We start from the raw sequence: 13,025 nt of genomic DNA, 5'->3' as shown, positions 1-13,025 counted from the left end.
AGTGTTCTGCCGCAAACCGGCCCAAAGACGCAAAAAAGCCCTGCAGCGTTCAAAAATGCTGCAGAGCTTTGTGGTTTTATGGCAAAAATCAGCCGTTCAGCTTTTCAATTGCCGCTTTTACGCGGGCAAGGGTGGTTTCGCGGCCCATCATGCAGGCAAGGTCGGTGCCGCCGCCGGGGGTGCGCTGCTTGCCAGAAAGGGCAATGCCCAGCGGGTACAGCAGCCAGCCGTTCTTCTTGCCCAGCTCCTCAGCCTTGGCCTTGCAGGCATCGAAGACGGCATCGCGATTGCCAAAATCCAGTGCTTCGTCGCTGAGCACAGGCAGCAGGGCTTCCAGTGCCTCCTTGGCGGTCTCCGGGGTGGTCTTCTGCTTCTTGTTGGCGTACATGCTCACATCGTACTCGGGCATCGCATCAAAGAAATCCAGCTGCTCCGGGATCTCGCCCAGCACTTCGCAGCGGGGCTGCAGGTTTGCGCACAGCAGCTTCTTGTCGATGGAGGTGTGCACGGCCTTGTCGATCCACGGCTCCGCCTTTTTCTGGAACTCTTCCGGGGACAGGCGGCGGATATATTCCGCGTTGATGGCCCGCAGCTTGAGGGGATCGAAGATGGCCGGAGACTTGGAGATGCCGTCCGGAGACCAGATCTTGACCAGCTCCGGCAGGGAGAAGATCTCCTGCTCGGCATACTCGCCCTTGGGGCTCCAGCCCAGCAGGCAGATGTAGTTCAGCACGGCCTCGGTCAGGTAGCCCTTTGCTACAAGATCCTGATAGCTGGCATCGCCGTTGCGCTTGGAAAGCTTATTCTGTGCATCCTTCATGACCGGCGGGCAGTGGATGTAGGTGGGGATCTCCCAGCCGAACGCCTGATACAGCAGGTTGTACTTGGGGGTAGAGGACAGATACTCGCTGCCGCGGATCACGTGGGTGATGCCCATGAGGTGATCGTCCACCACATTTGCAAAGTTGTAGGTGGGCATGCCGTCGGTCTTGATGAGGATCTGGTCGTCCATCTCGCTGTTGTTCACCTCGATGTGGCCGTACACCACATCGTCGAAGCCGGTCACGCCCTCGCGGGGGATCTTCTGGCGGATAACATAGGGTTCCCCGGCAGCAAGACGCTTTTCCACTTCCTCCTTGGGCAGGTCGCGGCAGCAGCCGTCGTAGTGGGTCATCTCACCGTTGGCGCGCTGCTCGGCGTGCAGGGCCTCCAGACGCTCCTCGGTGCAGAAGCAATAGTACGCCTTGCCCTCGGCCACCAGCTGCTCGGCATACTGTTTGAACATGCCCATGCGCTCGCTCTGCACATAGGGGCCCACGGGGCCGCCGATGTCCGGGCCTTCGTCCCACAGCAGGCCGGTCTCCCGCAGGGTGTTGTAGATGACATCCACAGCGCCCTCCACATAGCGGCCCTGGTCGGTATCCTCGATGCGCAGGATGAAGGTGCCATCCTCGTGCTTTGCCATCAGATAGGTGTACAGGGCAGTGCGCAGGTTGCCAACGTGCATATAACCCGTGGGCGACGGCGCAAAACGGGTGCGGACTTTATTGCTCGGCATAGAAAAACGCTCCTTTATTCTCATGCAAAAAATTTGCGGATAGCTATGTTTTATTGTACTGATTCTGCGCAGTTTTGTCAATGCGGGATAATATCATGCATTCACAGCTTTGCTTTTTTTGTTCGCAATATGCTATACTTGATTCAACAAATCGGAATTTGTGGAGAGATTTCCTGAACTTTCCTTATTTTACAGGCTTTTCAGCCCATTAAATAGTGAAATGATATGTATTTTCCCTTATTTTTGCCCTTATGCGGAATCCGCAAGGGAAATAAGGGAAATTTTTAGTTAAGCATTGCTCGCTACTTTATCAAGAAGTCTTGCGGAATCCCGTTTTGCTTTTCTTGTTGAGTGAGCGTAAATATTCATTGTGGTACTGACATCAGAGTGTCCTAACAGTTCCTGTACATCTTTCGGTGCAGCTCCATTGGAAAGCAGATTGCTGGTATAAGTGTGACGCAACTGGTGAAAATGGAAATCTTCAAATCCTTCCAGCTTCTTTGCCACTGATCTGCATACAATGCTGAGTGTACTCGGCAGTTCCAAAGAGCCATCTGGTCGCAGGCAGACAAAGGAGATTTCTTTGTAATCTGTCGGGACTTCCTGTGTTCCGTCAAGATGATAGTATTCATAATATACCCTGTTTTTCACATGCACTTCTTTGTAGTAATTGCGGTGATATAATTCGCCATACTGCATCCGGTTTTTGAGCTGTTCTTTTCTGGCAGCTTTCAGTATTTCAGTCAGCGTATCTCCAAAATCAACAATCCTTACTTTTTTCCGTTTCGTTGGTCCGATAATATTTTTGTGTTTCATGCCGTCGTAGCGGATACTGCGTTTTATGGTCAGGCATTGTTCCTCAAGGTTAATGTCCTGCCATGTAAGACCACAGGTTTCCCCGATACGGAGCCCGGCATAATACGCAATTTGAATCGGAAGAATAGCAGGTGGATTTTTCTTTTCCAGATATTGGATAAGCCGTTCATAATCCTCATGTGAAATCGGCTGTGTACCTTCTTCCACTTCATCATCGGAAAAGAGGTCAACTTCCTCTGCCTGCTTTTTCAGCTTAATATACTGCATCGGATTGAAACTGATTAACTGTTTTGGAAATACTGCAAAACGGAATGACTGCTGTAACACTGCGGAAAAAGAATGGATATAATCTTTGCTGTATCCCTTTTTTACTTTCCCGTCTGGAAACTCACCACCGAATGTAAGCAGATCAAGAAATGCCTGTAAATGTTCGGCAGTAACTGTTTTCAGTTTGCGGTCTGCAATCGGGTGTTTTTTGATACATCGGATTGCACCAAGATAATTTTCCACTGTACCGTTGCTGAGTGTCCCAGTTTTCAGTTCTTCTTCTGCCCACATATCCAGAAGTTCCCCTACGGTAAGATTATCTGCCTTTGCAACAAACTTCTTATCTTCGTAGTCTTCCAGTGCCTTGCGGAGAAGCTTTTCCGTCTCACTTTTACTTTCGGTTCCGGCGTATTCTTTCTGAACCATTTTACCGCTTGCATCTTCTACATAGAAACGATAGTACCATTTTTTTCCTTTTTTTCTAACAGATCCTTTTGCCATAATCGTATGTCTCCTTTCGATATCAGACAATCGGAACTGCTGAAATGCTTCTTGCGTGTAGGCATCTTATGGACAAGTCCATAAGCCAATTCGCCGCTCGTCAAATCTGTAAACAGCTTGACTCGCTTGCGCTCATTGTATCATAACTCCGATTATCTTACTATACCGATTCAGAATCGTCATACATAACTTCGGATAAAAGATTTGCAAGCCTTTGTTCTGCCGCTTCCGGTTTCTTTGAATAGAGCCTTACAACATCTGCCATATCATTAAATGCGTTGACAGTATGTGTGATCTCCCTGAGAAACATAATCTCATTATATTCATCTTTCGATTCAAATCCCATTACTTTGGCAATGTCCGCATCTTTGGTACTGCCTTTGTAATTTTTACAGGCGAACTGAAACGAATCCAGAAACAGTTCATATTGCTTTAACATTAACAGCAGTAAGTCTTTAGAAAAAGCGTCTTCTGTTTTATTGAGGTCAAGAGGAAACTGTTTGAGAATGTCGCCCATCGCATCACGAATCTGCAATTCTTTCTTATCCGTAATATCAGTTTCATATTCATCGGTTTCCCCTTTGAGCCATTCAATCGATACATGAAGTGCTTCCGAAAGACCTTCCAGTACCATCTTTTTGGTATTGTCAATCGAACCATTCTCATAACGCAGGATTGTGGAAGCGGTAACTCCCATCTTCTCTGCGACATAAGGCTGTGTCAGATTTAATTCCAGACGGCGCTGTTTTGCCCTGCTGCCAATCAGCTTGCGTAGTTCTTTATCTTTCATGCTGATGTGCCTCCTTTTTCGGTATGTCATTACTATACCACGCAACAAAATATATTGCAATATGCAATTTTAAGAAAAGCAGAAAAATTTCATAATGCTTGACAAAGCAATATAAACACGCTATACTGACAGCACAAATGAAATTGCATAATGCAATTCGAAAGGAGGTGGTCATATGACGCAAAGAAAGATTGCCTTATCTATTGAGGAAGCTGCTGATTATACGGGAATTGGCAGGAACACCCTGCGAAAGTTGGTAGAGTGGAAGAAACTTCCGGTATTGAAGGTTGGGAGAAAAGTCCTGATCAAAACGGATATGCTGGAACTTTTTATGGAAGCCAACGAGGGCAGGGACTTGAGGGATAAGGGAAATGTGAAAGCAGTCACAAGAAACGGTTCAACTTAAAAAAGCGGTTCCCGAAGAAACCGCCAAAGGTTCTATCAGACCGGAGTCATGATATACCTACACGCAAGCAGATTATACCATGTACTTCGTCTGACAGACAACAGGAAACTTATGTTTGGAAAAAAAGAAAGGACGATGATATTTATGGCAAGATCAACAAAGAGTTATGAGGAGCGTATGCTCCAGTTGGAAAAGAAAGAACAGGAAAGCCTTGAGAAAGCAAAACAGTATGCAGCACAGAAACGGGAACTGAAGAAACGTCAGAAAGATGTGGAAACCAAAAAACGGACACACAGGCTCTGCCAGATTGGCGGTGCAGTGGAATCGGTACTGGGTTCTGCGATTGAGGAAGATGATATCCCAAAGCTGATCGGCTTCTTAAAAAGGCAGGAAGCAAATGGGAAATTCTTCTCAAAGGCAATGCAGAAAGAGCCAGTTGCAAATACGGAGGAAGTGTAATGCCGGAGGGAGTGGAGTTTCCATTCCCTTCATTGCTTTTTTATGAAGGGCGCACTTATGGACAACCAGAGGTCGTCCGTATAAGTTTGCCACAGGTGGCAACCGGTCTGCGCTTACGCTTGCCGGGCTCGTTCCGTCGGCGGGGCTTTCAGCCAGACCTGCTCATGCCGCAGGAGGCACTCTTCGCCAGAGGGGCACATTCCATGCAGGCTGTTATGCACAGGGCACTCTTACGCAGAGGGTGCTCCGGCAGATACCATTTTCTTTTAGGAAAAACGTTACCTGCCGGAAATCAAAGCCGGATACGGCAGAATGGGGGAAACGGAGCATGGCGATTTTTCATTATACAGTAAAGATTGTTGGACGCAGCAAAGGAAAATCCATCATATCGGCGTCTGCTTATCTCAATGGCGATGTGATGAAAAATGAAGAAACAGGCAGGATCAGCTACTATACTTCAAAAAAAGAAGTCGTTTATACCAGCCTGCTGATGTGTGAAAATGCACCACAGGAATGGCAGAATGTACCTGCTGAAAATATCAGACGGTTCCAGAAATCTGTCCGATATAAAAGGGCAGATAACCAAAATGCTGCACTGGAAAAATTCAAACTTACTTTTCAGAAGCAGCGTTTATGGAATGAAGTCTTGAGGATAGAAAAAAGTTCAGATGCACAACTCGGCAGGTCATTTGAGTTCTCACTTCCGAAAGAATGGAGCCGACAGGAACAGATTGATTATACAACTGAATATATTCAAAAGACCTTTGTAGATAAGGGAATGTGTGCGGATTGGAGTATCCACGATAAAGGAGATGGTAATCCCCATGTGCATTTATTGGTGACGTTGCGACCATTCAATTCAGACCACTCATGGGGTAACAAAGAAATCAAGGATTGGGAGTTTGTCAGAGATGAAAATGGAAATATTGTGGTGGATGAATCCCATCCGGACTGGTGGCAGGATAAAAAGAACCCTGACCGTCATGGAATCCGAATCCCCGTACTTGATGAAAATGGAGTCCAGAAAGTCGGGACAAGGAACCGCAAACAGTGGAAACGTGTATTAACCGATGCTACCGGGTGGAACAATCCGAAAAATTGTGAGCTATGGCGGAGCGAATGGGCAAACGTCTGTAATGCACATTTGAAAACGGAAAATCACATTGACCATCGTTCTTATGCAAGGCAGGGAAAATTAGAGATACCGACGATCCATGAGGGCGCAGATGCCAGAAAAATTGACGAGAAATTTCAAAACGGACAGACATCCTCTACTTCATGGAAAGTAGAGGAAAACCAGATCATAAAAAGACAAAATGCACTGCTGGATAAAATACAGATTTCTTTTGGAAAAGTATCCAGTGCATTAACACAATGGAAGGAGCGATTGCGTGACATTAGAAGAAAGCCGGGAAGTCATTCCCATGATGGAGACAATGATAAACCAGATCGAGGAACAGCAGAATCTTATGGCAGAGATGGTACAGGAATTGCAGGAACGGGACAGGCAGCTCCTGTCTTTTCAGGAGCAGAACCAGAGTTTAAAAAGCTTAAACAGCGAATTATCCAGGCTGCTAAATCTTTTGCCAGATACAGAAGAACTGCTCTCACAGATCGAGCAACAGAAAACCAGAATCGAACAGTTGGAAAACGAGAATCAGCAATGGCAGGAATTAACGCAGAAGCTGAACAACGAGAACAGCTTATTGCAGAAACAGAACAGCGAATTGCTGACCTTAAACAGCAGATAGAGAAAGCGAGGGAGATCGATGAGCGAATGCAGAAACTTAGAGAACGTCGGGCAGGTGGAAGAACTTCTGCTGATGACCGAACAGATGCAGGACGAACTGGATCAGAAAGACCAGACAATCCAGGAACTAAACAGGCAGCTAAGCGAATCGCTGACCTTGAACGAGAAATTGAACAGCGAAAACAGAGCCGAGAATATCGAAGCATTGCGGACAAGATTAAGGCAAACAGAGGAACGATTGACCAGCGAGACAGACAGCAGGAAAAGAGCCGACGCAGAAGCCGTGGCATGGAAATTTAAGTATGAAAAAGCAGAGCAGGAAAAACTTTATGCACAGACACACCAAAAGACGGTAGAGGTAGCTGTTGAGAAAAAAGTGCCTTATGAGAAATGTGAAAAATGTGACCGTACTGCTTACCGGAAAGCAAAAGAAAAATGCGATAGCCGTAAAAGCCAGTTAGAAAAGAAATATAAAAATATGACGATTGGTTATGAAAGTATCTTGTTTCTACTGGCATGGTACAGCATAACAACAACACTGTTTACTGCGATTCTTTCGCCGGTTTTCCTTAACGACTGTATCGTCTTTTTCGGTGCGTTAGGAAAAGGAATGGGAAGTTTATTTCGGGAGTTTGTGACAGGTGCAGACTCTTTCGGACAGTTAAGCAGTGGAATACCTAACAGTATTCTTTCCGGGATTGTGTACTGGCTGATTGCCGGTACTGTCATGGCAATTTTATTCGTAATAACCGGGTGGCTGATAATCGGGATTGGTTATCAGGTAGGAAAAATCTACCGGAAATATTGTTGGGATATCATCAGTATCGTGGTAGCGATAACGAGTACAGCTGTTGTAATTTACTTTGGAGAATGGATTAAAAACGCTAATCCGATAAATCTTATTGTATTGCTATTACTGTCGCATATTATTTATATTGGAATCAGATGTTATGTGAAAGACTGGATGGAAGAACGAGGATATTATTAAAAGAGGACAGGGAAATTTCATAATCTTCCTGTCCTTAGTAAGGGACTATTGATTGTTTATATAAAGAAAAAGTATATAAATAAATCTTGACAATTAGTACGAACTCGGACTATAATACAAAAGTCCGGATTCGTACTAATTTAAGGAGGAAAAAGATGAGAAAAGATAATAATATGATAATACAGTTGCAACGATATTATGCTTTATGGAAAGAATGTACAGCAATGTATGAGGAATGGTCAAAGGATCAGGGACTGTCTTCAAATGGAGTTTTTGCTTTGCATTCATTTTATGAAAGTAATGGAAGATGCACGCAGAAAATGATAAGTGAAAAATGGAATATACATAAGCAAACGGTAAATACGATACTAAAAGATTTTCAGAAAAAAGGATACATCAATATGGTATCTGATGATTCAGACAAGAGAAATAAGCTGATATGCCTCACAGAATCAGGAATGGAATATACGAAAAATATCATAGAAAAACTGCACTCAAAAGAAATATATGTAATCGAAAAAATGGGATTAGAGAATATAGAAAGTCTTAATGATAATACAGAGCTGTTTATCAGACTTTTCAAGGAAGGAGATTGTAAGAAAAATGAATCATAAATCATTATTTTTTAAATATGTTATTCCATCTATTATAGCATTTGCATTATCAGGAATATATGCGATAGTGGATGGATATTTTGTAGGCAATACCATAGGAGATGCTGGACTTTCGGCTATTAATATTGCATATCCGATTGAGGCTTTGATTCAGGCTCTTGGAACAGGAATTGGTATGGGAGGAGCTGTTTATTACTCAATTAATGCAGCAGAAAAGAAAGGAAAACGGGCAGAAGAATTTATTGCTACAAGCTGGTGGCTTCTTGTAATAGTAAGTGTTATCAGTACCATAATTATTTACTCCTTTTCGTCTAAAATTTTAGGATTGCTTGGAGCAGATGGAATTATATTAACAAATGCGACAGATTATATCAAAATTATAGCACTTGGAGCAATATTGCAGATTCTTGGAACTGGAATGATGCCATTCATTAGAAATTATGGAAACTCTTTCTGGTCAATGTTTGCGATGGTTGGTGGATTCATAACCAATATTGTTCTGGATTTTATCTTTGTATGGATATATGAAATGGGCATGAAAGGTGCAGCCACAGCTACAATAGCCGGACAGGGTGTGACTGCAGCAATTGCAATCATATACGCATTATATAATAAAAAGTTTTATGTGTATGTATCCTTAAAAAATGTAAAAGAAATGTGTGGCGCTATATTCAGAGTAGGTCTTGCACCATTTGGGCTAGCATTGACTCCTAATATTTCATTGGTGTTTATAAACCGATTCTCCGCTTCTTATGGGGGAGAAAAAGCTATTGCAACTTATGCATGTGTATCCTATATTATCTGTATCATATATCTCATATTGCAGGGCGTAGGTGATGGAAGTCAACCTTTAATGAGCCGTTTTTATGGTGAGAAGGATCAAGAAAGCCTGAGAGGAGTTCAGAGAATGGCATACATTTTTGCAATAATTCTTGCTGTTTGTGGTGGAATTATCATGTATGTAAACAGAGCAAATATTGGAGGGGTTTTCGGAGCTTCTTATGAAGTAAGTATTGAGATTTCTAAAATTGTACCTATATTTTTAGTGTCATTACCATTTGTTGCGATTACCAGAATAGCGACAGCTGGATTTTATGCTACTGAAAAAAGTGGATTGTCATACATTCTTACATTCATTGAACCAGTATTGATGCTGATATTTATGCTTGTTTTACCACCTTTATTTGGTGGACAGATTATGATATGGTGGAGTACGGTATTGGCACGTGTTTTTTCAGCGATTCTGGCATTCATACTAATAAAATATTGCGAAAAGGGAGATTTGCAATATGGAATACAGAAAATTTAACAATCAGATAGTAGCAAGAATAATCTAGGTTTATCTATTGTATTTTTAAGGACAGCCTCATAGCAATAGGGCTGTCCTTTTAAAATTATGAAGCTAATTTTTAATAAATTCTAGTAGATTTTGATTGGAATAATCATAACTCTAATGAATCTTCAGCATCTACCCACATCTGTAAATTCCCATCAAGATATAACCTTGCATATTCTAATGGCTCATCGATTGCAAGCGATGTCAAAGCACAATCAGATCCAGGTGTGGTTCTTAAATTTTTTTCTGCTTCCCAACAATCAATACGGAGTATATAGCCCGTATTAGTATATACATCAATGCTGTTGCACTGTGGATTGTATTCTGCAAATATTGTTCTCATCGTATCCCATCTCCTTATCATTTAATCAATCAGTAGTAGCAAAAATTAAGAAGCATTTCAATCAGTTCACCATGTCACTTTTATTTTGTGTTATACTGTCTTATAGATTTTTCTTGCCCTTGTATTTGCCCTTATCAGAGTGCATAAACACTGATGGGACGATATAACACAAGGGAAATAATAAGGGAAAGCTCACCTGCGACAAATCCAGTGTTTTCAAGGGGTTGCGAAGAATTTAATAATAAAATATAACAGTTATTAAATTTCTTAAAACAGGTGAAATCTCAATCGGAATTTATATATAAAGGAGAATATTGATGAAACTGTTTTTATGTTCGCACTTTTCAAGTGTAGGAAGTCTGATAAAGGAAGAAATTGAAAATAAAAAAGTCGCATTTATTCCAACAGCTTCGCTGCGTGAAGGCTACACCGGTTATGTCGGCTCGGCTCGAAAATTATTCAAAAAGTTGGGAGCAATCGTAACTGAAATTGATATTTCAACGGAGGCTTATTCAACGATACAGTCTGTTTTTGAAGATGCGGATGTGATATATTTTACCGGCGGAAATTCTTTTTTCCTTATAGACCAGCTCCGTAAAACGGGAACGGATGAGCTGTTGAAGAAAGAATTGGCAAAGGGAAAACTGATGATTGGTGAATCGGCAGGTGCGATTATATGCGCTCCAAGCATCCAATATATCGAGCAAATGGATGAAAAGCCGGAGGACTACTCACAAGAAGATGATGCAGGGCTTGATTTGATTGATTTCTATGTTCTTCCGCATTATCTTACAGCACCATTTAAGAAAGTTACCGAGAAAATACTGACTGAGTTTTCGGATTTGAATCTATGCCCAATTAACAACCGTCAGGGAATTGTAATTGATGGTGAAGGTTCAAAGGTTATTTGCAAAGACTAATTTGAAAATTCCAGTTTGGAGAATTGAAAAAACGGAATTTACCTATTAAGACATATAAACTCTTGACAATAAAGCTCCTATATAGTATGTTTTTAATAAACTACTATATAGGAGCTTTTGTATGGAAATGAATGGAGGATTTCTTGTCACCAAAATAAAACAGCTTGGAGACCGGATTTTCGAGAAGATTCTCAGTGAAAAGAATATTGATGCGTTTAATGGAGCCCAAGGGCGTATTCTTTATGTGCTGTGGCAGAAGGATGGTATTTCAATCAGGTCACTCTCGACTAAATGCGGATTAGCGATAACGTCTCTTACTACGATGCTGGAAAGAATGGAAAATCAAGGGCTGATAAGCCGTGTTCAGTCTGAAACGGACAAAAGGAAAACGCTCCTGTTTCTGACTGAGAAAGCACATTCCTTAAAGGGCGAGTACGATTCTGTATCGGATGAGATGGGCAGTATTTACTACAAAGGTTTTTCAGAGGAAGAAATTACCCGGTTTGAGGAATGCCTCGACCGCATCAGAAAGAATCTTGAGGAGTGGCAGAAGTCATGAGTATTTGTATCAAAGATCAGATTCAGAACATGAATATCGTCATTGGCTGCACAGTGGGGTGTACATATTGCTATGCCCGCAACAACGTGAAACGCTGGCATATGATGGATGACTTCGCTGACCCTGAATTCTTTCCGGGTAAGCTCAAGATGATGGAAAAGAAACGTCCGCAGAACTTTCTTCTTACCGGCATGAGCGATCTCTCCGGATGGAAGCCGGAATGGAGAGACGAGGTATTTGCAAAGATCCGTGAAAATCCACAGCATCAGTTCCTGTTCCTTACCAAGCGACCTGATTTGCTGGATTTTGATACCGATCTGGAAAACGCATGGTTTGGCGTTACGGTGACGAGGAAAGCAGAACTGTGGCGTATCGACGCCCTTCGGAAAAACGTCAGAGCAAAACATTACCATGTTACCTTTGAGCCGTTATTCGACGATCCCGGCACAGTTGACCTTTCCGAAATCAATTGGATCGTTGTCGGCACCATGACCGGAGCTCAGAGCAGGAAGATTCATACGGAGCCGGAATGGGCATGGTCTCTGGCGGATCAGGCAGATAAGCTCGGCATTCCGGTGTTTATGAAGGAAGACCTTGTCCCTATCATAGGGGATGAAAATATGATTCAGGAAATGCCGGAAGGATTTAATAAAGTGTTAGAGGTACAGAAATCATGGAAGAAGTAATAAATGGAATCCTCATTCGTGAGGTGGAAACAAAGAACATTATGACGAAGTCTAGTCTGCCGGTAGGCGGTTACTCGGTCAATCCCTATGTGGGCTGTACACATGCCTGCAAGTATTGCTACGCTTCTTTTATGAAGCGATTTACCGGGCACACGGAAGAATGGGGCACATTCCTTGATGTGAAGCATTGGCCGGAAATTAAAAATCCGAAGAAATATGCCGGACAGCGGGTGGTCATCGGTTCTGTGACAGATGGCTACAATCCGCAGGAGGAGCAATTCGGGAATACCAGAAAACTTCTGGAGCAGCTGATCGGCAGTGACGCAGATATTCTGATCTGCACAAAGTCGGATCTTGTGGTACGGGATATTGATCTGCTGAAGAAGCTTGGACGTGTAACCGTTTCATGGTCGATCAACACACTGGATGAAAATTTCAAGAACGATATGGACTCTGCTTCGAGCATTGAGCGCCGTATCTCTGCTATGAAGCAGGTATATGAAGCAGGTATCCGTACGGTCTGTTTCGTATCCCCGGTATTCCCCGGTATCACGGATTTTGAAGCAATCTTTGAGCGGGTAAAGGATCAGTGCGATCTGTTCTGGCTCGAAAATCTCAATCTTCGAGGCGGTTTCAAAAAGACAATTATGGATTATATTGCCGGAAAATATCCTGATCTTGTACCACTTTACGACGAGATCTATAACAAGCATAACCGCAGCTACTTTGAAGCACTTGAAGTAAAAGCTGAGAAAATGGCTAAGAAGTATGATTGTGCCTTTGTGGATAATGAAATGCCTTATGGCAGAGTCCCGCAGGGGCATCCGGTGATCGTAGATTATTTCTATCATGAGGAAATCCGTGGGACAGAGAATACCGGAAAAAGAAATCGCTAACTTCGCGTTTGTGGAGCGAAGTGGAACAATGAAAGCCCCAGTGGGGCTTTTAAGCGACCGAACGGTCTTGCGGCAGCAAGATGGAGGGGCCTCGCCCCGACAAGTTCCAGTTTGCCGTACAGCACTGAACAGCGGA

15 protein-coding genes are annotated in these 13,025 nt (G+C 43.1%); 11 read left to right on the top strand and 4 right to left on the bottom strand.

All coding sequences use genetic code 11. The features are described from left to right. Positions 1-88 precede the first annotated feature (88 nt). From gltX to DWY76_RS12230, 3 genes are all read right to left on the bottom strand, one after another. Positions 89-1,558, bottom strand: coding sequence for a glutamate--tRNA ligase (gene gltX / locus DWY76_RS12240; protein ID WP_082210819.1), 1,470 nt, complete (start codon positions 1,556-1,558; stop codon positions 89-91). A 288-nt stretch (positions 1,559-1,846) separates the two neighbouring features. Beyond that, positions 1,847-3,142: a tyrosine-type recombinase/integrase gene (locus DWY76_RS12235; RefSeq protein WP_009321335.1), complete on the bottom strand. Its 1,296-nt coding sequence runs from the start codon at positions 3,140-3,142 to the stop codon at positions 1,847-1,849. Between the two features lie 160 nt (positions 3,143-3,302). Further along, entirely contained in the window at positions 3,303-3,932 is a 630-nt protein-coding gene (locus tag DWY76_RS12230; protein ID WP_009243739.1) for a helix-turn-helix transcriptional regulator, read from the bottom strand. Positions 3,933-4,107: 175 nt separating this feature from the next. On the opposite strand from DWY76_RS12230, the gene DWY76_RS12225 reads away from it, so the two are divergent. From DWY76_RS12225 to DWY76_RS12195, 7 genes are all read left to right on the top strand, one after another. Then, a complete protein-coding gene (locus DWY76_RS12225; protein ID WP_002578307.1) occupies positions 4,108-4,338 on the top strand; it encodes a helix-turn-helix domain-containing protein in 231 nt (76 codons plus the stop codon). A 144-nt stretch (positions 4,339-4,482) separates the two neighbouring features. Beyond that, positions 4,483-4,797: a DUF3847 domain-containing protein gene (locus DWY76_RS12220; protein ID WP_002578306.1), complete on the top strand. Its 315-nt coding sequence runs from the start codon at positions 4,483-4,485 to the stop codon at positions 4,795-4,797. Continuing rightward, positions 4,797-5,150 carry a hypothetical protein gene (locus tag DWY76_RS14555; RefSeq protein ID WP_058692446.1) on the top strand — a complete coding sequence of 118 codons (354 nt, stop codon included), beginning with the start codon at positions 4,797-4,799 and terminating at the stop codon, positions 5,148-5,150. The genes DWY76_RS12220 and DWY76_RS14555 overlap by 1 nt, the downstream gene beginning before the upstream one ends. Further along, the gene (locus DWY76_RS12210; RefSeq protein ID WP_109214826.1) at positions 5,126-6,847 is read left to right on the top strand and encodes a MobA/MobL family protein; all 1,722 of its coding nucleotides are present in this window, start codon (positions 5,126-5,128) and stop codon (positions 6,845-6,847) included. The genes DWY76_RS14555 and DWY76_RS12210 overlap by 25 nt, the downstream gene beginning before the upstream one ends. Next, positions 6,831-7,535, top strand: a complete 705-nt coding sequence (locus DWY76_RS12205; RefSeq protein WP_021369328.1) for a DUF6040 family protein — start codon at positions 6,831-6,833, stop codon at positions 7,533-7,535. Before DWY76_RS12210 ends, DWY76_RS12205 begins: the two co-directional genes overlap by 17 nt. Positions 7,536-7,690: 155 nt before the next feature. Continuing rightward, positions 7,691-8,149: a MarR family transcriptional regulator gene (locus tag DWY76_RS12200; RefSeq protein WP_117787970.1), complete on the top strand. Its 459-nt coding sequence runs from the start codon at positions 7,691-7,693 to the stop codon at positions 8,147-8,149. Next, on the top strand, positions 8,139-9,458 hold the full coding sequence (locus DWY76_RS12195) for an MATE family efflux transporter (protein WP_002595210.1): 1,320 nt from the start codon (positions 8,139-8,141) through the stop codon (positions 9,456-9,458). The genes DWY76_RS12200 and DWY76_RS12195 overlap by 11 nt, the downstream gene beginning before the upstream one ends. 133 nt (positions 9,459-9,591) lie before the next feature. Here the strand turns inward: DWY76_RS12195 and DWY76_RS12190 are convergent, their stop codons facing one another. Beyond that, a complete protein-coding gene (locus DWY76_RS12190) occupies positions 9,592-9,828 on the bottom strand; it encodes a DUF6061 family protein (protein WP_002578301.1) in 237 nt (78 codons plus the stop codon). A 317-nt stretch (positions 9,829-10,145) separates the two neighbouring features. On the opposite strand from DWY76_RS12190, the gene DWY76_RS12185 reads away from it, so the two are divergent. From DWY76_RS12185 to DWY76_RS12170, 4 genes are all read left to right on the top strand, one after another. Further along, positions 10,146-10,748 carry a Type 1 glutamine amidotransferase-like domain-containing protein gene (locus tag DWY76_RS12185; RefSeq protein ID WP_120081469.1) on the top strand — a complete coding sequence of 201 codons (603 nt, stop codon included), beginning with the start codon at positions 10,146-10,148 and terminating at the stop codon, positions 10,746-10,748. A gap of 121 nt (positions 10,749-10,869) precedes the next feature. Continuing rightward, positions 10,870-11,307, top strand: coding sequence for a radical SAM mobile pair system MarR family transcriptional regulator (locus DWY76_RS12180; RefSeq protein WP_120081468.1), 438 nt, complete (start codon positions 10,870-10,872; stop codon positions 11,305-11,307). Beyond that, positions 11,304-11,993, top strand: a complete 690-nt coding sequence (locus DWY76_RS12175; protein WP_120081467.1) for a radical SAM mobile pair protein A — start codon at positions 11,304-11,306, stop codon at positions 11,991-11,993. Before DWY76_RS12180 ends, DWY76_RS12175 begins: the two co-directional genes overlap by 4 nt. Beyond that, positions 11,981-12,889 (top strand): radical SAM mobile pair protein B, encoded by a 909-nt coding sequence (locus tag DWY76_RS12170; protein ID WP_055192296.1) that lies wholly within the window; start codon positions 11,981-11,983, stop codon positions 12,887-12,889. Before DWY76_RS12175 ends, DWY76_RS12170 begins: the two co-directional genes overlap by 13 nt. Positions 12,890-13,025: the final 136 nt, after the last annotated feature.

It is taken from the genome of Faecalibacterium sp. AF27-11BH (assembly GCF_003603005.1).
In the GTDB taxonomy this organism is placed as follows: domain Bacteria; phylum Bacillota; class Clostridia; order Oscillospirales; family Ruminococcaceae; genus Faecalibacterium; species Faecalibacterium taiwanense.
The sequence above is the reverse complement of the archived record's forward strand: the minus strand, read 5'-3'. Positions and strand labels throughout refer to the sequence as shown.

Coding starts and splice junctions, on each gene's coding strand:
- gltX (WP_082210819.1), bottom strand. CDS start 1,558: ATGCCGAGCAATAAAGTCCGCACCCGTTTTGCGCCGTCGCCCACGGGT.
- DWY76_RS12185 (WP_120081469.1), top strand. CDS start 10,146: ATGAAACTGTTTTTATGTTCGCACTTTTCAAGTGTAGGAAGTCTGATA.
- DWY76_RS12230 (WP_009243739.1), bottom strand. CDS start 3,932: ATGAAAGATAAAGAACTACGCAAGCTGATTGGCAGCAGGGCAAAACAG.
- DWY76_RS12200 (WP_117787970.1), top strand. CDS start 7,691: ATGAGAAAAGATAATAATATGATAATACAGTTGCAACGATATTATGCT.
- DWY76_RS12180 (WP_120081468.1), top strand. CDS start 10,870: ATGGAAATGAATGGAGGATTTCTTGTCACCAAAATAAAACAGCTTGGA.
- DWY76_RS12210 (WP_109214826.1), top strand. CDS start 5,126: ATGGCGATTTTTCATTATACAGTAAAGATTGTTGGACGCAGCAAAGGA.
- DWY76_RS12190 (WP_002578301.1), bottom strand. CDS start 9,828: ATGAGAACAATATTTGCAGAATACAATCCACAGTGCAACAGCATTGAT.
- DWY76_RS12170 (WP_055192296.1), top strand. CDS start 11,981: ATGGAAGAAGTAATAAATGGAATCCTCATTCGTGAGGTGGAAACAAAG.
- DWY76_RS12235 (WP_009321335.1), bottom strand. CDS start 3,142: ATGGCAAAAGGATCTGTTAGAAAAAAAGGAAAAAAATGGTACTATCGT.
- DWY76_RS12220 (WP_002578306.1), top strand. CDS start 4,483: ATGGCAAGATCAACAAAGAGTTATGAGGAGCGTATGCTCCAGTTGGAA.
- DWY76_RS14555 (WP_058692446.1), top strand. CDS start 4,797: ATGCCGGAGGGAGTGGAGTTTCCATTCCCTTCATTGCTTTTTTATGAA.
- DWY76_RS12195 (WP_002595210.1), top strand. CDS start 8,139: ATGAATCATAAATCATTATTTTTTAAATATGTTATTCCATCTATTATA.
- DWY76_RS12225 (WP_002578307.1), top strand. CDS start 4,108: ATGACGCAAAGAAAGATTGCCTTATCTATTGAGGAAGCTGCTGATTAT.
- DWY76_RS12175 (WP_120081467.1), top strand. CDS start 11,304: ATGAGTATTTGTATCAAAGATCAGATTCAGAACATGAATATCGTCATT.